Source organism: Gallibacterium melopsittaci, from assembly GCF_042433085.1.
Classification (GTDB): Bacteria; Pseudomonadota; Gammaproteobacteria; order Enterobacterales; family Pasteurellaceae; genus Gallibacterium; species Gallibacterium melopsittaci.
The window spans coordinates 80,997-101,296 of the sequence record NZ_JBHLWA010000001.1; the positions used below are offsets into that span (position 1 = coordinate 80,997).

The 20,300-nt window shown below is 36.6% G+C and carries 25 protein-coding genes; 14 read left to right on the forward strand and 11 right to left on the reverse strand.

Annotated elements, in window-relative coordinates; translation table 11 throughout:
* The first annotated feature begins 65 nt into the window (after nt 1-65).
* The 6 genes from ACFFHT_RS00305 (at nt 66) to ACFFHT_RS00330 (ending at nt 6,304) form a co-directional block, all read left to right on the forward strand.
* Nucleotides 66-914, forward strand: a complete 849-nt coding sequence (locus ACFFHT_RS00305) for a co-chaperone YbbN (RefSeq protein ID WP_382372370.1) — start codon at nt 66-68, stop codon at nt 912-914.
* A gap of 42 nt (nt 915-956) precedes the next feature.
* The gene (gene trxB, locus ACFFHT_RS00310) at nt 957-1,919 is read left to right on the forward strand and encodes a thioredoxin-disulfide reductase (RefSeq protein WP_382372372.1); all 963 of its coding nucleotides are present in this window, start codon (nt 957-959) and stop codon (nt 1,917-1,919) included.
* A gap of 64 nt (nt 1,920-1,983) precedes the next feature.
* Complete coding sequence (gene cydD, locus ACFFHT_RS00315) at nt 1,984-3,738, forward strand: heme ABC transporter permease/ATP-binding protein CydD (protein WP_382372374.1); 1,755 nt, start codon at nt 1,984-1,986, stop codon at nt 3,736-3,738.
* Between the two features lie 10 nt (nt 3,739-3,748).
* Nucleotides 3,749-5,482, forward strand: coding sequence for a heme ABC transporter ATP-binding protein/permease CydC (cydC, locus tag ACFFHT_RS00320; protein WP_382372376.1), 1,734 nt, complete (start codon nt 3,749-3,751; stop codon nt 5,480-5,482).
* Between the two features lie 113 nt (nt 5,483-5,595).
* The gene (locus tag ACFFHT_RS00325; RefSeq protein WP_382372378.1) at nt 5,596-5,916 is read left to right on the forward strand and encodes a hypothetical protein; all 321 of its coding nucleotides are present in this window, start codon (nt 5,596-5,598) and stop codon (nt 5,914-5,916) included.
* Nucleotides 5,917-6,103: 187 nt separating this feature from the next.
* Entirely contained in the window at nt 6,104-6,304 is a 201-nt protein-coding gene (locus ACFFHT_RS00330; protein WP_382372380.1) for a hypothetical protein, read from the forward strand.
* A 75-nt stretch (nt 6,305-6,379) separates the two neighbouring features.
* On the opposite strand, the gene ACFFHT_RS00335 is transcribed toward ACFFHT_RS00330, so the two are convergent.
* Both ACFFHT_RS00335 and rnhA read right to left on the reverse strand, forming a co-directional pair.
* On the reverse strand, nt 6,380-8,380 hold the full coding sequence (locus tag ACFFHT_RS00335; RefSeq protein ID WP_382372382.1) for a BCCT family transporter: 2,001 nt from the start codon (nt 8,378-8,380) through the stop codon (nt 6,380-6,382).
* 254 nt (nt 8,381-8,634) lie between these two features.
* The gene (gene rnhA / locus ACFFHT_RS00340; RefSeq protein ID WP_382372384.1) at nt 8,635-9,102 is read right to left on the reverse strand and encodes a ribonuclease HI; all 468 of its coding nucleotides are present in this window, start codon (nt 9,100-9,102) and stop codon (nt 8,635-8,637) included.
* 67 nt (nt 9,103-9,169) lie between these two features.
* On the opposite strand from rnhA, the gene dnaQ reads away from it, so the two are divergent.
* From dnaQ to ACFFHT_RS00355, 3 genes are all read left to right on the forward strand, one after another.
* Nucleotides 9,170-9,931: a DNA polymerase III subunit epsilon gene (gene dnaQ / locus ACFFHT_RS00345; RefSeq protein ID WP_382372386.1), complete on the forward strand. Its 762-nt coding sequence runs from the start codon at nt 9,170-9,172 to the stop codon at nt 9,929-9,931.
* A gap of 112 nt (nt 9,932-10,043) precedes the next feature.
* Nucleotides 10,044-11,426 (forward strand): prephenate-dependent tRNA uridine(34) hydroxylase TrhP, encoded by a 1,383-nt coding sequence (gene trhP / locus ACFFHT_RS00350; RefSeq protein WP_382372387.1) that lies wholly within the window; start codon nt 10,044-10,046, stop codon nt 11,424-11,426.
* A gap of 338 nt (nt 11,427-11,764) precedes the next feature.
* Nucleotides 11,765-12,769, forward strand: coding sequence for a tyrosine-type recombinase/integrase (locus ACFFHT_RS00355; RefSeq protein ID WP_382372389.1), 1,005 nt, complete (start codon nt 11,765-11,767; stop codon nt 12,767-12,769).
* 64 nt (nt 12,770-12,833) lie between these two features.
* Here ACFFHT_RS00355 and ACFFHT_RS00360 read toward each other — a convergent pair whose 3' ends face one another.
* The 9 genes from ACFFHT_RS00360 to ACFFHT_RS00400 all read right to left on the reverse strand — a co-directional run bounded on the left by ACFFHT_RS00360 (nt 12,834) and on the right by ACFFHT_RS00400 (nt 17,862).
* Nucleotides 12,834-13,358 carry a hypothetical protein gene (locus ACFFHT_RS00360; protein WP_382372391.1) on the reverse strand — a complete coding sequence of 175 codons (525 nt, stop codon included), beginning with the start codon at nt 13,356-13,358 and terminating at the stop codon, nt 12,834-12,836.
* An 11-nt stretch (nt 13,359-13,369) separates the two neighbouring features.
* Nucleotides 13,370-13,675 carry a hypothetical protein gene (locus tag ACFFHT_RS00365; protein ID WP_382372393.1) on the reverse strand — a complete coding sequence of 102 codons (306 nt, stop codon included), beginning with the start codon at nt 13,673-13,675 and terminating at the stop codon, nt 13,370-13,372.
* A gap of 2 nt (nt 13,676-13,677) precedes the next feature.
* Nucleotides 13,678-15,942, reverse strand: a complete 2,265-nt coding sequence (locus ACFFHT_RS00370) for a replication endonuclease (RefSeq protein WP_382372395.1) — start codon at nt 15,940-15,942, stop codon at nt 13,678-13,680.
* A 9-nt stretch (nt 15,943-15,951) separates the two neighbouring features.
* A complete protein-coding gene (locus tag ACFFHT_RS00375) occupies nt 15,952-16,230 on the reverse strand; it encodes a hypothetical protein (RefSeq protein WP_382372397.1) in 279 nt (92 codons plus the stop codon).
* 11 nt (nt 16,231-16,241) lie between these two features.
* Nucleotides 16,242-16,472, reverse strand: a complete 231-nt coding sequence (locus ACFFHT_RS00380; protein WP_382372399.1) for a hypothetical protein — start codon at nt 16,470-16,472, stop codon at nt 16,242-16,244.
* Complete coding sequence (locus ACFFHT_RS00385; RefSeq protein ID WP_382372401.1) at nt 16,462-17,013, reverse strand: hypothetical protein; 552 nt, start codon at nt 17,011-17,013, stop codon at nt 16,462-16,464. The genes ACFFHT_RS00380 and ACFFHT_RS00385 overlap by 11 nt, the downstream gene beginning before the upstream one ends.
* A gap of 10 nt (nt 17,014-17,023) precedes the next feature.
* Nucleotides 17,024-17,278, reverse strand: coding sequence for a hypothetical protein (locus tag ACFFHT_RS00390; protein WP_065236463.1), 255 nt, complete (start codon nt 17,276-17,278; stop codon nt 17,024-17,026).
* Nucleotides 17,279-17,366: 88 nt separating this feature from the next.
* Nucleotides 17,367-17,627 carry a hypothetical protein gene (locus tag ACFFHT_RS00395; RefSeq protein ID WP_382372403.1) on the reverse strand — a complete coding sequence of 87 codons (261 nt, stop codon included), beginning with the start codon at nt 17,625-17,627 and terminating at the stop codon, nt 17,367-17,369.
* Nucleotides 17,628-17,643: 16 nt separating this feature from the next.
* Entirely contained in the window at nt 17,644-17,862 is a 219-nt protein-coding gene (locus ACFFHT_RS00400) for a helix-turn-helix domain-containing protein (RefSeq protein WP_039092513.1), read from the reverse strand.
* A 118-nt stretch (nt 17,863-17,980) separates the two neighbouring features.
* On the opposite strand from ACFFHT_RS00400, the gene ACFFHT_RS00405 reads away from it, so the two are divergent.
* The 5 genes from ACFFHT_RS00405 (at nt 17,981) to ACFFHT_RS00425 (ending at nt 20,298) form a co-directional block, all read left to right on the forward strand.
* Nucleotides 17,981-18,676, forward strand: coding sequence for an XRE family transcriptional regulator (locus tag ACFFHT_RS00405; RefSeq protein ID WP_382372405.1), 696 nt, complete (start codon nt 17,981-17,983; stop codon nt 18,674-18,676).
* A 1-nt stretch (nt 18,677) separates the two neighbouring features.
* A complete protein-coding gene (locus ACFFHT_RS00410) occupies nt 18,678-19,268 on the forward strand; it encodes a hypothetical protein (protein WP_382372407.1) in 591 nt (196 codons plus the stop codon).
* Nucleotides 19,269-19,277: 9 nt separating this feature from the next.
* Nucleotides 19,278-19,484, forward strand: a complete 207-nt coding sequence (locus ACFFHT_RS00415) for an excalibur calcium-binding domain-containing protein (protein ID WP_271142033.1) — start codon at nt 19,278-19,280, stop codon at nt 19,482-19,484.
* A gap of 5 nt (nt 19,485-19,489) precedes the next feature.
* Complete coding sequence (locus ACFFHT_RS00420) at nt 19,490-19,648, forward strand: hypothetical protein (protein WP_382372409.1); 159 nt, start codon at nt 19,490-19,492, stop codon at nt 19,646-19,648.
* 113 nt (nt 19,649-19,761) lie between these two features.
* Complete coding sequence (locus tag ACFFHT_RS00425) at nt 19,762-20,298, forward strand: hypothetical protein (RefSeq protein WP_382372411.1); 537 nt, start codon at nt 19,762-19,764, stop codon at nt 20,296-20,298.
* Nucleotides 20,299-20,300 lie beyond the last annotated feature (2 nt).

A 20,300-nucleotide genomic window follows, 5' to 3' on the forward strand; every position in this document is an offset into this window, starting at 1 on the left:
TACTGAAAAGTGGTGGCAGTTTTGTTAGAATTTAGCAGATTTTGCAGATGAACAAAGGAGTTGATATGCAACAAATTATTGAGGTGAATACACAAAATTTGGCTGAAGTGCTAGAGATGGGAAAAACACAGCCATTAGTCTTTGTCTTTTATGCGGCCACAGACAGTAGTTCACAAAATTTTGTGACAGGATTAGAACGATTAACAGAGCAGTATCCGAACCAATTTCTTCTCGCTAAAGTGAATTGTGAAACTGAACAAATGATTGCTGCACAATTCAGAATTCAAGCACTGCCAACCACCTATTTATTTAAAGATGGTGCGCCTATTGATGGTTTTCATGGTGTGTTACCAGAACAAGAGTTACAGCAACGTTTAAGCGTTATTTTGCCAAAAGAAGATGAGATCAAATTTAATCAAGCATTGGATTATCTGGCTGTTGAGAATTACGAACAAGCATTACCTTTGTTAAAAGAGGCGTGGGAACTTTCTGATAAGAAAAATAGTGATGTCGCTTTACTTTATGCTGAAACCTATATTGCGATGAAGAAAGTTGAACCAGCACAGGAGATTTTAAAACAGATTCCATTGCAAGATCGTGATAGCCGTTGGCAAGGATTGCAAGCACAAATTGAGTTATTAATCCAAGCGGCAGATACCCCAGAAATTCAACAATTACAGCAAGATTATCAACGTAATCCAACCCCTGAAATTGCGATAAAATTAGCAGTACAATTACATCAAGCGAATCGAAACGAAGAAGCGTTAAATTTATTATTGGCGATTTTACAAAAAGATCTCAATGCAGAAGAGGGCGAGGTAAAACGTCAGTATCTCGCGATTTTGTCGGCAATGGGGAATAGTGATCCATTAACGAATAAATATCGCCGTTTCGTCTATTCATTGCTTTATTAAGTCGTGAAGCAGAATAAATAACAAATTACATCGGAGCAAAATATGACAAGCAAGCATAGTAAATTATTAATCCTAGGATCAGGCCCTGCAGGTTATACCGCAGCGATTTATGCGGCACGTGCTAATTTAAAGCCAGTATTAGTAACAGGTTTACAGCAAGGTGGGCAGTTAACAACCACCAATGAAATTGAAAACTGGCCAGGAGATGCAGGTGAAACAACAGGCCCAGAATTAATGCAGCGAATGCTGGAACACGCAGAAAAATTTGAGGCAGAAATTATTTTCGATCATATTAATCAGGTCGATCTCTCTAAGCGTCCTTTTACCCTTTATGGCGATAGTCAAACCTTTACCTGTGATGCGTTGATTATTGCAACGGGGGCTTCAGCGAAATATCTTGGTTTGCCGTCAGAAGAGGCTTATAAAGGACGTGGTGTGTCAGCTTGCGCAACTTGTGATGGTTTTTTCTATCGCAATAAGCCTGTGGCGGTAATTGGTGGCGGAAATACGGCAGTGGAAGAGGCATTATATCTTGCGAATATTGCTTCAGAAGTGCATCTTATTCATCGCCGTGATAGCTTCCGTAGTGAAAAAATCTTATTAGATCGTTTAATGAAGAAAGTCGAAGAGGGCAAGATTGTTTTGCATACTAACCGTACGCTTACCGAAGTGTGTGGCGATAATATGGGGGTAACGCATTTACAGTTACAAGATACCCAATCTGATTTGCAAGAAAAAGTTGAGGTGGAGGGCGTCTTTATTGCGATCGGACACGCACCAAATACCGATATTTTTTCAGGACAATTAGCCTTAAATAACGGCTATATTGTGGTGAAATCAGGATTACAAGGTAATGCGACAGCAACGTCTGTTGAAGGGGTCTTTGCAGCGGGTGATGTGATGGATCAACATTATCGTCAAGCGATTACTTCTGCTGGCACAGGTTGTATGGCAGCACTAGATGCGGAACGTTATCTTGATGCCTTAGACGCTCAAAACGCATAATATTTTAATTCACTCCCCTCATTATTGAGGGGATTTTATTGTATTTTTCTCGATTTTTTAGGTTATGGATAAATCTCGCCAGAAACAGCTACAAACTTGGCTTAGACAGCAAAGTCAAATCATTAAAAAACCGCTTAAACTCAATCTGCTTTTTGCGATTATTTCGACCATTTTATTAGTTGTGCAAACGTGGTTATTAGCTTCGTTGTTGCATAATCTGATTATTGTTGGTATGCCACGAGAGCAGTTATGGGGAATATTTCTTATATTGCCGTTGATTTTTGCGGTAAGGGCTGGATTGTTATATGCACGAGAAAAAGTAGGCTTTTATAGTGGTAAGCTATTACGCCAACATCTACGCCAACAAATTTTGCATAAATTAGAACAAGTTGGTCCAGCAACATTAACTTATCGTCCAGTGGGAAGCTGGGCAACGTTGGCATTGGAACAAGTCGAGAACTTACACAATTTTTATGCACGCTATTTACCACAACAATATTTATCTGGTATTGCACCATTAATTTTATTAATTGCCGTGTTTCCAATTAATTGGGCAGCAGGATTAATTTTATTATTAACTGCTCCTTTGATCCCATTATTTATGATTTTAGTTGGGAAAAAAGCATCTGAGGCAAATCAGCGTAATATCAATATGTTGGCACGTTTAAGTGGGCAATTTTTGGATCGTTTACAAGGATTAGAGAATTTACGCATTTTTAATCGTACTAAAGAGCAAACAGAACAAATTGAAGAACGAAGCGAGGATTTTCGTGAAACGACAATGGATGTATTAAGAGTTGCGTTTCTTTCCTCTTCGGTGTTGGAATTTTTTACTTCTATTTCGATTGCGTTAACTGCGGTTTATTTTGGTTTTAGTTATTTAGGGCAGATTAATTTTGGTGGATATAGCACAGGTGTAACCTTGTTTTCAGGTTTTTTCTGTTTAATTTTAGCACCAGAGTTTTATCAACCATTGAGAGATCTTGGGACTTATTATCACGATAAAGCAGCTGCAGTAGGCGCAGCAGAAACGATTGAGGAATTTCTTACACAAGACTTTTTAATTGCTCAACAAGGTGAGCAGGAATTGAATACAGATGCAATTCAGTTGCAAGCGGAACAATTAGTCGTACTGTCGCCGACAGGTACTCCATTAACTAAGCCACTCAGTTTTTCTATTAATTCAGGAGAAAATGTTGCCTTAGTTGGGCAAAGTGGTGCAGGTAAAACATCATTAATGAATGTATTACTTGGCTTTTTACCCTATCAAGGGAGTTTGCGGATCAATGGCATTGAGTTAAATCAGCTTAATGTCACATCGTGGCGTAATAAATTGGCGTGGGTAGGGCAAAATCCTTTTCTGTTACAGGGAACGATCCGTGAGAATTTACGCTTAGCCAATCCACAGGCAACGGAAGAACAATTACAGTCTGCTTTGACGCAAGCCTATGTTACAGAATTGATTCCTTTACTCGATAAAGTACTACAAGATGGCGGTTTAGGGGTATCCGTAGGGCAGGCGCAACGATTGGCGGTGGCGAGAGCATTACTAAAAACAGAAACACCGTTACTGCTATTAGATGAGCCAACAGCTAGTTTAGATGCACGTTCAGAAAATCAAGTATTGGCAAGTTTACAGCAACTGAGTCAGGGCAAAACAACCTTAATGATTACACATCGAATTGAAGATCTGAAACAGTCAGATCGAATTTTAGTGATGCAAGCGGGCGAGATCGTGCAACAAGGTACCTTTAGCGAACTGCAACATCAAGGTTATTTTGCTGATCTCTTAGCACAACGTGAAACCGTTCTTAACTAAGGATAATTTAATGCGTTCATTACTTCCTTTTTTTGCAATGTTTAAACATTCCCCAAGTCGTCTGTTATTGGGAATTGTGCTAATGCTGACAGGGCTAGCGGCGAGCATTGGACTATTAACACTTTCAGGCTGGTTTTTAGCAGCATCGGCATTAGCTGGCGTGTCGATTCTATTTAATTTCTTTTATCCTTCTTCTGGCGTAAGAGGTTTAGCGATTGGCAGAACGGTAGCTCGTTATTTTGAAAAGATTGTTACGCATGATGTTACCTTTGAAATTTTAGCCAAATTGCGGGTAATGGTGTTTGCTAAAATTATTCCACTTAGTCCAGCGGTATTAAGCCGTTATCGTAATAGCGAGTTGTTAAATCGATTAGTGGCTGATGTGGATACCTTGGATACATTATATTTACGTCTGCTCGCACCATTTGTAAGTGCTATTTGTATGATCATTTTTATTGGCATTGGGATCAGTTTTCTTGATGTCAAAATTGCGTGGTTTATTGCGGGCAGTTTGCTATTTTTATTATGTGTAATTCCAACAGTCTTTTACCACTTAGGGCAAAAATTTGGTGCAACATTGACCGCAAATCGAGCAAAATATCGTAGCCAATTTGTGGAATATATCCAAGCACAAGCGGAGTTATTGTTGTTTAATGCGACCGATAGGGTTACACAACAATTACAACAAACCGAACAGCAATGGCTGCAAAATCAACAGCGAGAAGCACAATTAGCTGGGTTATCTAGTGCAGTATTATTGTTTGCTAATGGTGTGATTGTGGTGATTACTCTTTGGTTGGCAGCAGCAACACCTATGGGCGAAGGGGATTTTAAATTAGCACTGATTGCGTTAGTCACCTTTTCGGCATTAGCCTCATTTGAAATTTTAATGCCAATCGGAGCGGCATTTTTGCATTTAGGGCAAGTGATTGCTTCGGCAGAACACGTAACAGAGATTATTTCGCAACAACCTTTGGTGAAATTTGATGGAACAGTAACCGAGTTTGTGCCACAAGAGAAGTTGATTCAATTTGAGCATCTTTCTTTTGCTTATCCTGATATGTCAGAAAAAGCGTTAGATGATGTTAGTTTTTCGCTTGCTAGAGCGCAAAAAATCGCTATTTTGGGGAAAACAGGCAGTGGTAAATCGACCTTATTACAACTGCTTATTCGCAACTACTTACCAACGCAAGGTGATATTTTGTTAGCGGGCAAGCCGATAGCACAATATAGTGAAGCAACGTTACGCGAGCAGATAATTTTATTAACGCAACGTGTACATATTTTTAGCGATACCTTGCGTGAGAATTTATTATTGGCTAATCCAACGGCGAGTGATGAGCAACTGGCAGAATTATTGACGAAAGTAGGGTTAGGTTATTTATTAACACAAGAACAAGGCTTGGAAACGTGGTTAGGTGATGGTGGACGCACCTTATCAGGCGGTGAACAACGCCGTTTGGGCATTGCTCGTGTGTTATTATCGTCTGCTTCAATCATTTTATTAGATGAACCAACGGAAGGGCTAGATCGGGAAACTGAACGGCAAGTGTTGGCATTATTGCTTGAGTACTGCCAAGATAAAACGGTTATTATGGTTACCCATCGATTAACAGGGTTATCTCAGTTTGATCAAGTCATTGTGATGGATAATGCTAAGTTAGTGGAGCAAGGCGATTTTACGCAGTTATCACAAACAGCGGATTCATTGTTATTTAAATTGGTTAATCGGATTTCTTATTAAACATCGTGTGGATAGCTAGTGGTTATTGGCTATTTAAATTACTTAGGCTTATAAGATAAAGATTTTTTATTTATCTTATATTATATTATGCGAAGTTTTAGATAGGAGGCGATATGTCTGATTTTGTTTGGTCTTATATGGTTGTTCCTGTAGCTATAATTAGTATGGTAATAATTGGCATTAAATTATTTTGGCCACAAGATTATGCACCGGATAGAAGAATAGCGGCAGCAGAATATAGAAAATATATGAAAAATAGAAAAAATAGAAAAAATATAGAAGATGAGCCTCATATTGATGATTGGCTCTTTGAGAGAGGCATTCCTTATCTTGGCTTTTTTATATTTATAATTTATTTGGCTGCACTCTTTCTGGACTTCTTAACTTATTTGGCTGCACTCTTTCTGGACTTCTTAAAATATTTATTTTTTTGATAAGCCCCAGCCAAATCATTATTTAAGTGGAGCTTTGAGTTTTTCGTTATGTCTATGATAAATCGTTATGTGTATCATCAAAAACAAGATTCATATAATGTTCATACTGTTTCAAAATATCCATGATTAATTCATCTTTACTTATAATTGTACATTATATATACGCAGGGTTTTGATAGGGGGATGTATGTCTGATTTTGTTTGGTCTTATATGGTTGTTCCTTTAGCAGTAATAGGGTTGATACTGGTAGTTCTTATGTTTTTATCATCGTATAATACAGCTCGGGCACAGGTTTCAGCATTTTTATTACCAGGTATTGTTGCTCTTTTTGGGTTGGCACTTGCATTGTTTTTTGGTTCGACAATATTTGAGTTTATCTTTCCCTGAAAATATTTATTTTTTGTAGGTAATAAGCCCCACTCAAATCGATATTTAAGTGGGGCTTTTAGTTTTTCGTTATGTCTATGATAAATCGTTAAGTAATAAGCTATGTGTATCATCAAAAGCAAGATTCATATAACGTTCATATTGTTTCAAAATATCCACGATTAATTCATCTTTACTCATATATTGCACATCATAACCTTCACGCCCATCATTAAAAAACGTAATTGGTTCATAAATATTATGGCGTTCGATATGTGGCAAGCTATCATCTTCAATTAATAGATTGGACAATGATCGCTTTTCACTAGATACGCCATACACAAAATTATGAATATTGTCATTTTTAACAATTAATGCGATACGTAATGGGGCATAATGTTTAATCGCAACATTTAACCCATAACTTTTAAGTTCGGTTTCTAATTCAGTAAATGCTGGTAATACAATTTTATCAAAGAATGCTTTGATGTCGGCACGTTGTGGTTGCGTCATAATTTTACTTAACCGTTCACGCCATTGTTTACCTGTCCAAACTGAACTACCGTGGGCAAATTTTTTCGAAAAGTATTGGCTATCTACCATCAAACCACGCCATAACCCAACACAAAGTAATAACATAATTAAGGTGAAAGGTAAGGCAATAATTAAGGTCATTGTTTGTAGTGCAGCTAATCCGCCAGAACGTAATAAAGCAATGGCTAAAGCAGCTAATAAGATAGCCCAGAATGCACTTTGCCATGCTGGTGAACGATCTTTACCTTGTGAAGCAATGTTATTAATGACATAGATACCTGAATCAGCAGAGGTAATAAAAAATAGTGCAATAATTAACATTGCAATCAATGAAGCAATAGTTGACCCTGGTAAATGTTCAAAAAAGGTAAACAATAATGCTTCAGTATTGCTACTCAATGCCGCAAGTTCGCCTTGCGTTTGTTGATCGATCCAAATTGCGGTATCACCGAAGATTGTCATCCAAAGTGCATTAAAGAGCGATGGAACGAATAATACACCGAGAATAAATTCACGGATTGAACGTCCTTTAGAAATTTTCGCAATAAATAAACCAACAAATGGTGCCCATGAAACCCACCATGCCCAATAAAGAACAGTCCAACCATTAAACCAACCTTGTTTTTCAGGTTGATTAGCAAAGGTACGGAAACTTAATTCAATAAAGTTACTAAGGTAATTACCAATGTTTTCCGAAAAATTACTAAATAGATAGATCGTAGGGCCAGCAACTAAGACGAATATCATTAATAAGATCGCCATACCTAAGTTAATTTCACTTAAACGGCGAACCCCTTTAGCAACGCCTGTAATTGCAGAAATTGCCGCTAATGTCATCACAATAAGGATAATGATAGAAAGCGTTGTTAAACTACGATCATCCATCCACCCAACAGCATGTAATCCTGCATCTAATTGCAATGCGCCATAACCTAAGGTAGTAGTGACCCCGAATACGGTGCTACATAAGGCGACAATGTCAATCACATGCCCCCAGAAGCCAGATACTCTATGTTTTAAAATTGGGTAAAAGCCAGAACGGATTGTTAGTGGTAATTTGTAACGGAAACTGAAATACGCAAGCGTTAGACCGATAACGGCATAAATTGCCCAAGCATGGATACCCCAATGGAAAAAGGAGAGAAGTAACGCATTTTCAACTTTTTCCGTTTGAGTAGCATTAGTAGCCAGAGGAGCAACATAATGTGAAATAGGTTCAGCAACACCGAAATACATTAAACCAATTCCCATTCCAGCGGCGAATAACATTGCCATCCATGACATAAATGGATACTCAGGTTCTTCATTTTCAGTACCTAATTTAATATCTCCTAGGCTACTAGCACAAAGTAGCAGTAAGAAAAGGATAAAAATGGATACTGCCATAACATAAAACCAACTAAAGTTAGTAAAAATATGACTTTTAATACTATTCAGTAAGGTTTCTGTTGTTTGCGGTGTAAAAATCCCTAATCCTGTTACACCTAAGATAAATATAATACTTGGCACAAAAATTGGTGCTTTAAATGTACTCGTTGTTTTGAAATAACGTAGTAAATTCAAAATAAGATCTCCCATATTTTTTTATTTAGATGATAAGTATGCATAAGGCCTTATCATTGAAAGCAAAAGCGGTTGTAACAACAGTTTTGCAAAGTGGTAGATAACTTAAGAATTAAGCAATCTAAATTAGATGGAAACATAATGTTTCCGATAAAAGTGTCAAAAAACTTAAAGAGGGTAACAGATTATATCTTTAAAGGCAAATTTTTAGATTTTAATGCTGCTTTAATGATTAAAGCAGCATTTTTATCTAGTTAATTTTCAGGTTGGTAACCGTTGTCTGTTTGTGTTGGTTGAGCTGCGGCTTGTTTTGCTAATTGATCGCATAATTCATTTTCTGGATGTCCAGCATGCCCTTTTACCCATTGCCAATGAATATGATGGGCTTGAATTGCTTGATCTAATGCTATCCATAAGTCTTGATTTTTAACTGGCTTTTTTTGACTGGTTTGCCATTGATTAAGTTTCCATTTACTGATCCATTCAGTGATACCTTTGCGTAGATATTGGCTATCACTGTAAAGTGTGACTTCGCAAGGTTCTTTTAGTGCATTTAATGCCGTAATGGCAGCTAATAATTCCATTCGATTGTTAGTGGTTAGGAAATAACCAATAGAAAGCTGTTTTTGGTGTTGTTTATAGCGTAATACGACCCCTATCCCACCTGCACCAGGATTACCTAAACAAGAACCATCTGTAAAAATCTCGATTTTTTTTCGCATAACAAAATTTGAATTGTTAAAATAGCGTTCAATTATAGAGAGTCCATTGAGAAAAGAAAAACAAAGTATGCAAATTAATGAAAATAGAATTGTTGTGCTAGATACAGAAACCACGGGGATGAGTGGGGGTAGTGAACCGCAAATTGGGCATCGCATCATTGAAATTGGTGCGGTGGAGTTGCTTAATCGGCGACATACAGGACGTAATTTTCATGTTTATTTACAACCTGATCGTGAAGTTGATCCCGCTGCGATTGAAGTTCATGGTATTACTAATGAATTTTTAGCAGATAAGCCGCGATTTGCTGATGTATTCAACGAATTTATTGAATTTATTAAAGGTTCTGAACTAGTTATCCATAACGCTCCCTTCGATGTTGCTTTTATCAATCAAGAGTTTGAATTATTACATCAAACCTTAAAAACAGATGAACTGTGTAAAGTGACGGATTCATTAAAAGTGGCTCGTCAGATGTATCCAGGGAAGAAGAATTCATTAGATGTGCTTTGTGGGCGTTTAGGTATTGATAATAGCAAGCGTACTTTGCACGGTGCGTTACTGGATGCGGAGATTTTGGCAGATGTTTATTTAGCAATGACAGGTGGGCAAGGAAGCCTAATGTTAGATGCAGAGCCATTAGCAGTGACATCTGGAAATATGGCACAAAATGAAGAAAAAAGCGTGATAAAGCGTCATAATTTAGCCATTTTAAAACCTACTGCAGAAGAATTAGCAGCCCACCAAAAATATATTGAACTGATAAATAAAAAAAGTGGCAATCAATGTTTGTGGGAGAAGTTACTCGCAGAAGCATCATCAACACAATAGGCTTCCAATTAGCCACTTGCATTCTTAGCGGTGGCTGATTAAAATTCTTGCCCCATTATTTATGCCTTATTAATGGCATAACCTGACCTGAGATCAGAAATAAGAGATAATTATGACAACTGAATATAACAAACCAGAGCTGCTTTCTCCTGCAGGCTCATTAAAAAATATGCGTTATGCCTTTGCTTATGGAGCAGATGCGGTTTACGCAGGACAACCTCGTTATAGTTTACGTGTGCGGAATAATGAATTTAATCATGCTAATCTTAAAATTGGGATTGATGAAGCACATGCATTAGGTAAGAAGTTTTATGTGGTAGTAAATATTGCACCGCATAATTCCAAATTAAAAACTTTTATTAAAGACCTAACACCCGTTGTAGAAATGGGACCAGATGCGTTAATTATGTCTGATCCTGGTTTGATTATGCTGGTGCGTGAGCATTTTCCTGATATGCCAATTCATTTATCAGTACAGGCCAATGCGGTGAATTGGGCGAGTGTAAAATTTTGGCATCAAATGGGCTTAACTCGAGTCATTTTATCGCGTGAATTATCGTTAGAAGAGATTGCCGAAATCCGTCGTCAAGTACCAGATATTGAAATTGAAGTGTTTGTACATGGTGCATTATGTATGGCGTATTCTGGGCGTTGTTTATTATCTGGGTACATTAATAAACGCGATCCAAATCAAGGTACTTGTACCAATGCGTGTCGTTGGGAATATCAAGTGAAAGAAGGGCAAGAAGATGAGATTGGCAATATTGTTGATGGCAATAAGTTGATCCCAATTAAAAATGTTGCTCCAACGTTAGGTGAAGGTGCAACTACAGATAAAGTCTTTTTGTTAACAGAAAGTCAACGGCCAGAAGAACAAATGCAGGCGTTTGAAGATGAGCATGGTACTTATATTATGAATTCTAAGGATTTACGTGCTGTACAACATGTGGAAACGTTGGCAAAAATGGGCGTACATTCATTAAAAATCGAGGGTCGTACAAAATCTTTCTATTATTGTGCAAGAACCGCACAGGTTTATCGTAAAGCGATTGATGATGCAGCTGCAGGTAAACCATTTGATGAAAGTTTATTAACAACTTTAGAATCATTAGCACATCGTGGTTATACAGAAGGTTTTTTACGTCGTCATACACATGATGAATATCAAAATTATGATTATGGCTATTCAATTTCAGTGCGCCAACAATTTGTAGGAGAATTTACTGGTATTCGCCGTAATGGTATGGCAGAAGTTGCCGTAAAAAATAAGTTCCTATTAGGCGATGAAGTGGAGATGATGACACCAAATGGTAACATTATTTTTACAATTAAAGAGATGTTTAATCGTAAAGGTGAAGCAGTAGAAGCAGCTTTAGGAGATGGGCACTTTGTAATGATACCAGTGCCTGAGGACGTTCAGCTAGAGTATGCACTCTTAATGCGAAACCTAGTTGATGCAGATACGCGTAATCCACACGGAGAAAAGAAAAGTTAAAAAAGTTAAAAAAATATTAAAAATGTTATTGCATTATAACATTTAACTAATTATAATCCGCTTCGTACCCTAAAATATGACTCCAAATGTTTTCCCCTTTATTTATCCCGAATAAAGGGGATTTTTTTATTTGTAGTATTTCTATTTTTAAATCATATAGATACAAAAAATCAATGCCATTTTTTACAGTATAATTACTGTATATTTATACAGTATTGAATGCTATAATATTGTCTGTTTAATGATCCAAAATGATCACTAAAGAAATGAATTGCACCAAAATTGCACCAAAAAATTTCTTTAAATGTTACAAGATTTAACAAATTTAACAGCAGAAAATGGCAACTATATCCAAGTTAAAAAAAGGCTGGCGAGTCCAGATTCGACGCAGAAATATCACTCGATCTGCTAATTTCAGAACTAAGGCAGAAGCTCAAGCGTGGGCGTTAAAAATTGAATCAGATATAGCTCTTGGTGTGTACGATACTGCACCAAAAGATATAACATTTGACGATTTGATAGATAAATACATCCACGAAGTGTCTATCAATAAAAAGACATACCGAGCCGAAAGTTTACGATTACTCAAAATTGCGAAAATTAACAACATCGGGAAAATCCAATTATCAGATCTCACTGAAGAACATTTTATAAAATGGCGAGATACAAGATTGACGCAAATAAAGTCATCCTCTGTTGCCAGAGAATTTGCAACGTTATCTAATTTGTGCAAAATCGCGACAAATCAATGGAAATTACTTAAAGTCAATCCCATTGAGAATATTAAACGCCCAAAGCCTCTACCATCAAGAACAAGACGCTTTGAAGAATCTGAAATCAAGTCTTTAGTTTTTGCAGCAGAATACGACAGCGAAAAATTATTATATTCCCAATCTGAAAAAACCGCTGCCGCGATGCTGTTTGCTATAGAAACAGGAATGCGTGCTGGAGAAATCTGCAATGCAAAATGGGAACATTTAAACCGAAAAATTCGCGTTTTACATTTACCCGCAACAAAGAACGGCTACGCAAGAGATGTTCCGCTATCAACGAAAGCTTATCAAATTATTAAACAGCTTGAACAAAATAGCGGTGAATCTGATTTTATATTTAGGCTTACAGCTAAGCAGCTTGATTATTCATTTCGGAAGCTAAAAGAAAAAGCAGGTTTAAAAGAGAGTAACTTACATTTCCACGACACCCGCCGTGAAGCGCTAACACGGCTCGCCAAAAAAGTTGATGTAATGACACTTGCAAAAATATCAGGGCATAGAGATATTAAAATTCTGCTTAATACTTACTATGCCCCGAATATGGTTGATGTGGTTAAATTGCTTGATTAACTAATCTATATAAAAAACCGCTTTTAGCGGTTTTTAATCTTGTTACTGTTATAATTCTTTCATATTATTTTTCATATCTTAATAATGCAGATGCCATCTTTTCTGCATCACATCTATTTTTAAAAATTAAACCATTCCTCAATAACATTATATGTGCAACTGATTCTGAACAAAAAACAATCTCTTTTGCTCCGCTTACATATTCATAATCTACAGTATAATAAACCTCGTTGTCTTTTACATATAATTCATTCAAGCCAACATAAGTATCATTAACTTTTTTAACAAATTTAATCATTCTTTTGCTAGCTAGACATAATCTATTACTTTTATCTCTTTCAAAATCATTATCAAAAATCAATAAACAATCACCATTTTTATCATTTAGCAATATATTACGATCCGCATCAATAAGAACAAATCTTACACCGCCCAAAAGAATTTCAGATAAATCATCACGACTTTTACATCCAAAATCAAATACTACATCTGCTATAGTGGAATCATTTAATTCCACTTTCATATTTTCTGTTGTATTTGCATATTTATGAATAAAAACTCTAAAGTTTTTTAAAATATCTTCAAACATTTTCTTTTCCCCTAACATCTCTTTGCTTTCTTACGTTCTGCATACCGCACAACATCGCCTGCAATCCAACGTAAACTTGAGCTTTTCTTTCTAATGTCACGCTGAGATGGAACTTGCACTGGTTGCGGAAAATATGGATCCGCAATGACCGCGCCGCGAATATGACGCTCGCTTAACTTAAAATAAGCCGCAATATCTGCCACTGTCCAAAGCTCTTTACTATCTTCTGTTAGAGTTTCTTTTTGCTGCAGTAATAACGCTTCTACTGCTTGCAATTTTTCTAATAGTGCTTGGACTTGGTTTGTAATTTGTTCCATAATCACCTCACATCGTTAAATGTTTCATCACGATTTTTCATTAATAATCGTTCATTTCTTAGCTCTAAATAGTTAAACCTTGTTATATACAACCGATTTCCGTTCAATAAATAATCAATGTGATGTTCTGTTGCTGTTCCTAATATCAAATTCAGCTCACTTCTTAGCAATTGTTTAATATTTGAACGGTTACAGTTATTGACACAAGTCCAAGGGCGGGCAAGCCCGCCAATTTGAGCAGATTCACGATTTGCGGTTGTGGCGACATCTTCGCTTTGCGATTTCTTTTTGATTGCCCATTTCTTTGTTCTGGTTTTAATTATTTCAGGGGTCGGGTTGTTTTTTGGATTTTCCATCACGCCAACGACCTTTTTATAAGTTTGTCCATCGGCGTTTGGTTCGCTTTCTTCATATTTCAATACCGCAAGCCATTCCTTGCGGCTTGCTCCTGCTCCGCCTTGACGCTGTAAAAATGCGGCTTGATCGCCAATATCTGCACAAATGCGTAATTCTTCTAATTTGTTGTTTTCTAATGCTCGTGTTAAACGACGCAATTCACGCCAAACGCCAATGCTGGAAGCTCCGTAAAATTGAAATTGACGAATTCCCCAAATACTTGCCCACGCTTTTACGCGTTTTGCATTGTCTTTTAGTGATAAGTTTTCGACTTCGTCCGACATTTCGCCATTTTGAGCAAAACCATCAATATTTTTTGCGAGATATTTACCAAGATAACCAGCTGCCGATCCCTTTTCTTTGTCGATTTCATCTACTTTTAAACGATGTTCTTTCGCCCCTTTTTCGTCACCGTCTTTCTCAAGGGCTTTTTGGCGAAATAGCTCGATTACGGCAGCTTTGTGATCTGCGTGTACAAATAGCAATAAATGCCAGTGCGGTGTTGCGTCGTGATGTGGTTCAGCAATTCTCACACCGTAAAATTTAATATCCCTTTTTGCTAATAACGCACGATAACGTTGCCATACGGCATTTAAATATTGATGAGTTTCGCGAGGGCTTGCACCATTCCATTTTTTATTTTGTGCGCCATTCTGATGTTGTGCGTGATAGGCTGACGGAGCTGTTAATGTGATAAATAAACCGACGGCGTTTTCACTTTCTGCCCATTCTTCTATGCCCCGCAATCTTGTCATCATCTCCAAACGACGCAAAGATGGATTAGATGAGGAGCGGAGATACATATCAAGTAAATCGACCTGTTCGTTAGGGTCGTCGATATTCTCAAGCACCATTTGCTTTAAAAAATCGTAATTCTTTTTGACTTGCTGTGCGTGTTGATAAAAGGCACTGTTTGAGATATACGGTGCAACACGTTTTTGCACTTCACCGCACGCAATAGCGATATGCTCAACTTGTCGCTTTTGCGTTTGTTGCATACGTTTTAGCCAATATTTTTTACGAGCAATTTCTGCTAGGGCTTTATCGACTTGTGCATTAGATAACGGTTTGCTATCTACATCATTAAATTGTTGCCAATAACGAATCGGGAATCCAATATGCTCTAACAGATCCCCTAATTTTTGATATAGTTCGACAAAAATAGCGTCTTTACCCGCTGCTGATAACTCATGCTTTTTATCAACAAATTGCAAAATAAAATCATATTGATAGTTTGAGATAAGCTTACTTAATGTTTCTGCAACTTCTTCAACACGCCCAGGCGACAACATAAAAAACGGCAATTTTGCCTTTTCTAGCGTTTTAAATTTTGATTTTTCTGCTGTAATGCGGTTTTTAATACGTCTGATTGTGTTATCACGTTTAATTTGTGCTTTTTGTTGTTCGCTTAATTGTTCTCGTTGTACGTCTGTAAGTTCGTCTGATTCTGCGAGTTCTTCTTCTCTTCGTGATAATCCGACTTCCAATATATCGACCCACGCCACATCAAAATCATAGCGTTGCATAACCATATCTAAACGGTTTAGTAAAATTTCGCGGATTGCTTCGTTAGCGTGCTTACGTTGTTTGTTGCCGACCTTAAATGCAATAGTTCCATCATCTTTAACGGATTTATATTCACGGATATAAATTTTTCTAAAATGTTCACGTTGTTGCTGTCTAGGTAACTTCAATAACCATTGCTCGATAAGATCATAATCATCAGAATTAAGCTTAAACAGTTCTAATTGTGCTTTTGTTGGATTAGGGTTAGACAGCGTTCTTTGAACATTCTGCGGTTCACTTAAATTAGGCACATAATTTGGCACATAGTTAAACTGCTGTTCTTGCTGCCACCCTGAATAAATCACAATAAACTCCTACAAATCTCTTACTCGAATCACTTCTTCTTTCATCTGCCCGATAACCGCATTGGCGGCATTAAACACAGCGACAGGGGAGCGATCAGTCTTAGCAAATTGTTCCTTAAAAATCGCTAGCAATAAGTCTTCAAAATTAGTGTATTCTGTGATTTCAGCTGGTTTCCAAACCCCATGTTTCACATCAAACACATATGATGTCTTACAAAAACCTTGACCGTTTTCTGCACGTTGTACGCAAAAACGCTCGCCCAAATCGAAAAAGATACGTTCTCCCATTGTTGTTACTCCTAATGTAAAGTGATATAAGTTGCCGCTAATGTTTTATTAATTCTTGCTCGTAACTGCATAAATTCCGCTGCAGCTTTTCGTTGCAGGCTTGCCTTAGCTAATAACTTCACTCGTTCAGCACGAGGTTTATGCTTACACAACCCTAAATAACCCAAGCAATTCTCCGTAAAGTAATAAATTGACCCGTTCACCATTTCACGGTTAACACTTAATTTTTGTTTAATCTTCATACACCACCTCATAATCTATTTTTGTAAAATCATTCACACTAACGGGTAACACAAACGCTTGCGCAATCTGCCTAATTCGACTAATAGCCGTAATGATCTTTGCTTGCTCGTTGGCATCGTATTGCGGCAAATGCTCCCGAAACTCAACCTCTGCCACTCTAGCCACTAACATCTTCTGCATTGACGTTAACCGCTCAAATTTTCGTGCCGCGCAACTCATTTCCGACTCGACTAACACCTGCTGCACATAAGCAAAAAATGACATTTTGCTTAGCTTGGTGTTCGCTAAATAGTCTGGTAATGCCCCGAACATCTGATCGATCCGTTTCATCTCACGAATGACATGACCAATACTGCGTTGTACACTAACAACGTAATCACGCAAATGCCGCTTAAACTCAACGCTAGCCGCTCTCGCCACCGCCGTTTTTTGCATTAACGTTAACTGTTCAAAAAGTCGCTCCGCCGCAAATTCTGACTCGTTGTAAAGTCGATGAAATGATTTAAAAAACTCATCTTTTGCTAAATTTGCAGCAGCCATAGCCAACCCCTTACTTACCTAATTTCCCAAATAACCAACTCAAAAACGTTGGCTTGTAGTGCAATGCTTCTAATGCTTCCACCCGATCTAACAAGCTTTCGTTTGCCAAATTGATAATCTCATTACGGCTTGTTAAGTAATCGTTCATTCTTTGCTGTTGTGCGACAATTCGCTCCAACGCTGTAACACGCTGTTCTAATGCAAAAAAGTTTGTTCGTTTTTTCTGCTGTCTAACGACTTTGTAGCGATAAGGTTGTTTAATCATTGTTCAAATCCTCGAATTTAGGGTGCAAAAAAAACTCGCCCTTTACTAAAAAGGCTATAATTTGCACAGTGTTTTAATTAAAAAAGAATTACGACTGTTGTTCTGCTTCGAACATATCTAGCGTTTTATTGTCTATTTGTAACAACGGCTTATTTATTCGCAATGCTTCCGGTCGCTCATGATATGTCGGCGTGAATACACGCATAATCTGACTTTTTACCTCAAGTTTTGTCCCGCAGTTATTACAATAAAGAGTAGTACTAATGACGAGTAGCCCCACCTTTTCCGATGTCCTTACTCTTAAATTTGGACTCCCGCAGTTTGTGCAACGATGATCGATATTTGCCATTTACACCACCTTTCCTTTATAAACTTGCTTTAATTGTGTCCCAATCAACATCAGGACGGAGATCTCTTGCAGTTACTTCACCGTTGCTAATCTCGATAATTTTCGGAATGTATTTCACATCCATTTTCCTACCGTTTACCCACTTAAATACAGTTGGCTGACTAACATCACAGGCTTTTGCCAAATAAGATTGACCACCGAATTTATCGATAAAAGATTTTAATTTTTTATTCATTTTAATACCTTTAGTTATTGATTGGATCTAATATTAATTCCTTAAGGTATTAAAGTCAATACTTAAAAGTTCATTTATTTTTATAACTTAGGGTATAAAATGAGTATAGGAGAAAATTATGAAAACATTAGCAGACAGACTTAAATCATTGTTAATAGAGAAAAATATATCTCAAGCTGATTTAGCTAGAGATGTTGGTGTTGCTCAACCAACTATCTTTAAAATAGTTAATGGAGATACCAGAAACCCTAAAAATATAGTAGAAATTGCTAACGCATTAGGTGTAGATCCTCACTGGCTAAAAACTGGCGAAGGTGAGCAGAAGCAAATAGAAAACAATGTAATTTCTGCGATGAGCTATGAAGAAGATGAAGAACATCAATATTGTATTCATCAATTAGATGCTTATGCCGTTGCAGGCAGACAGGGTTTTATTAATCAAGAATTTCCCGATATTGTGCGATCAATCTATTTTTCGCAACAAGGATTAGCTGAAATTGTTGGAATTAAAAACGCTGACGGTATTAGCATGATTTCCGTACCAACAGACTCAATGTCCCCAACAATCGAAAAAGGAGATATTGTGTTTATTGATACTCGTATTGATTGCTATAACGGCGAGGGGATTTATATTTTTGATTTAGATGGAGAAACCTATATTAAACGTTTACAGAAAATTCCATTCCAAGGAATGTTAGCATTATCTGATAACGAACGGTATAAGCCGATTCCAATTAGCGATAAAGATTTTAGTTCTGCTGTAATTCGCGGCAAATTTATCAGAGTTTTACCAATCAACCCAAGAGATCTTTAAAATGAAAAAGTTAGTTTTATTTTTTGCTTTATTATTCAGTATTAATACTTATGCACTTACTCCACAAGAAGAGTTAAAAGATTATAAATTTACTCAAAATGACGTAGGAGTAGTTCAATTTGATAATGCAGTTGATATTTTTGATAGCTTTGGTGATTACTACAATGAAAATAATTCTTTAAAAATTGAGAGTAAGAAACCACTGAAACTAAGAATATCACCTATCGTTTTATCAAATGATGATAAAGAAGTGATAAAAAATATGGTTGATCGTGCTTTTTTATATGCAGTTTATAATACTTTTACTTATTCCACTCTTGATAAAGTGACAGTTTCATCTATTCCTGTTGATATGGAATCATCTAAATTATTAAAAAATATTTATCAAATAAAACCAGTTACTGTTACTAGAGAGAAAGCTTTAGAAGCATTGAATAAATTTAATATAGCATCGTCATTTAATGATTTAGTTGTATTGAAGACAGATAGTGAGATTTTGACAGCTGGATTAAGCCATTCAGATAAATATAAAGAGTTAATGTATAACGATAAGAAATTAAATGAATATGTTCAATTTTTAATTAAAAAATAGGTTGATTTTATGAAAAAATTACTTCTTATCATCAGTGCATTATTATTAACCCAGTCCGCATTAGCAGCAAAACAAGAATATAGCTGTGACGACGGCAAACGCTATTGCAAAGAAATGCGATCATGTGAAGAAGCGAAGTTTTACCTTAACCAATGCGGCGTTGGGCGTTTAGATCGCGATAAAGACGGCGTACCGTGTGAGAGTATTTGTAGGTAATAATAATGACAACAAATTTAAATAAAAGAATAAATGAAGTTTCTAAGCAAAAAATTTCAGTATCTTTAGAAACTTACAAGCACAGACCATCTCCTTACAACAAGAAAGATACTGATTATAAAAATACGGTAAAGAAACGTGATGATAACAATAATAACAAGTGATCAACAAAATCACATATTAAACAATTATGTAAAAGGTTTCGCTTTCTTTTATTGTGAGCGTGACGACTATACTAGCCGTCACCGTCCAAGTCCATATAAAGAGAAAGATAAAGATGACCAAGATAGAATTAGAGAATAGTAAAAAAGATCTATTATTCGATATTAACCGTTCAATTCGTTACAACGCAAAACGGTGTAAATTTTTTGAGTGTTTAAATCGATTTGTTAATTTTATTGGAGTAGTTTTTAGTTCTAGTATAATTTACGCAATTACTCAAGAATATCAGTTAGCAGCAACACTTTTCGGTGTTGTAGTTACAGTGTCTTCTAGTTTAGCCTTGGTAATAGGTTTTGGGGATAAAGCACGGGATCATCGCGATTTTATTAATGATTTTTCTCAATTGCAGACGTTACTATTAACTAGTGAATTATCTGAAAAGTTAATCAATGATGTTACTGCTAAAATGTGTGAACTTGATAGCAAAGAGCCGGCAGTACTAATAGTTCTTGAGCAGATTTGTTATAATGAACAGTTAATTGCTGAAGGATTTCCTAAAGAAAGATGTTCAAAAATTTCTTGGTATCAACGTTTATTTGCTCAATTTTTTGATATACGTTCGCATAAAATTTTTGAAAAACTAGAAAAATAATA

Bases quoted from the DNA above. Each gene is read 5' to 3' on its own strand.
- ACFFHT_RS00385 (WP_382372401.1), bottom strand. From the start codon at position 17,013: ATGGCTGCTGCAAATTTAGCAAAAGATGAGTTTTTTAAATCATTTCAT.
- trhP (WP_382372387.1), top strand. From the start codon at position 10,044: ATGACAACTGAATATAACAAACCAGAGCTGCTTTCTCCTGCAGGCTCA.
- ACFFHT_RS00365 (WP_382372393.1), bottom strand. From the start codon at position 13,675: ATGGAACAAATTACAAACCAAGTCCAAGCACTATTAGAAAAATTGCAA.
- ACFFHT_RS00330 (WP_382372380.1), top strand. From the start codon at position 6,104: ATGTCTGATTTTGTTTGGTCTTATATGGTTGTTCCTTTAGCAGTAATA.
- ACFFHT_RS00420 (WP_382372409.1), top strand. From the start codon at position 19,490: ATGACAACAAATTTAAATAAAAGAATAAATGAAGTTTCTAAGCAAAAA.
- ACFFHT_RS00325 (WP_382372378.1), top strand. From the start codon at position 5,596: ATGTCTGATTTTGTTTGGTCTTATATGGTTGTTCCTGTAGCTATAATT.
- ACFFHT_RS00305 (WP_382372370.1), top strand. From the start codon at position 66: ATGCAACAAATTATTGAGGTGAATACACAAAATTTGGCTGAAGTGCTA.
- ACFFHT_RS00415 (WP_271142033.1), top strand. From the start codon at position 19,278: ATGAAAAAATTACTTCTTATCATCAGTGCATTATTATTAACCCAGTCC.
- dnaQ (WP_382372386.1), top strand. From the start codon at position 9,170: ATGCAAATTAATGAAAATAGAATTGTTGTGCTAGATACAGAAACCACG.
- cydD (WP_382372374.1), top strand. From the start codon at position 1,984: ATGGATAAATCTCGCCAGAAACAGCTACAAACTTGGCTTAGACAGCAA.
- ACFFHT_RS00355 (WP_382372389.1), top strand. From the start codon at position 11,765: ATGGCAACTATATCCAAGTTAAAAAAAGGCTGGCGAGTCCAGATTCGA.
- ACFFHT_RS00375 (WP_382372397.1), bottom strand. From the start codon at position 16,230: ATGGGAGAACGTATCTTTTTCGATTTGGGCGAGCGTTTTTGCGTACAA.
- ACFFHT_RS00360 (WP_382372391.1), bottom strand. From the start codon at position 13,358: ATGTTTGAAGATATTTTAAAAAACTTTAGAGTTTTTATTCATAAATAT.
- ACFFHT_RS00410 (WP_382372407.1), top strand. From the start codon at position 18,678: ATGAAAAAGTTAGTTTTATTTTTTGCTTTATTATTCAGTATTAATACT.
- ACFFHT_RS00400 (WP_039092513.1), bottom strand. From the start codon at position 17,862: ATGAATAAAAAATTAAAATCTTTTATCGATAAATTCGGTGGTCAATCT.
- ACFFHT_RS00390 (WP_065236463.1), bottom strand. From the start codon at position 17,278: ATGATTAAACAACCTTATCGCTACAAAGTCGTTAGACAGCAGAAAAAA.
- ACFFHT_RS00425 (WP_382372411.1), top strand. From the start codon at position 19,762: ATGACCAAGATAGAATTAGAGAATAGTAAAAAAGATCTATTATTCGAT.
- ACFFHT_RS00405 (WP_382372405.1), top strand. From the start codon at position 17,981: ATGAAAACATTAGCAGACAGACTTAAATCATTGTTAATAGAGAAAAAT.
- trxB (WP_382372372.1), top strand. From the start codon at position 957: ATGACAAGCAAGCATAGTAAATTATTAATCCTAGGATCAGGCCCTGCA.
- ACFFHT_RS00380 (WP_382372399.1), bottom strand. From the start codon at position 16,472: ATGAAGATTAAACAAAAATTAAGTGTTAACCGTGAAATGGTGAACGGG.
- cydC (WP_382372376.1), top strand. From the start codon at position 3,749: ATGCGTTCATTACTTCCTTTTTTTGCAATGTTTAAACATTCCCCAAGT.
- rnhA (WP_382372384.1), bottom strand. From the start codon at position 9,102: ATGCGAAAAAAAATCGAGATTTTTACAGATGGTTCTTGTTTAGGTAAT.
- ACFFHT_RS00395 (WP_382372403.1), bottom strand. From the start codon at position 17,627: ATGGCAAATATCGATCATCGTTGCACAAACTGCGGGAGTCCAAATTTA.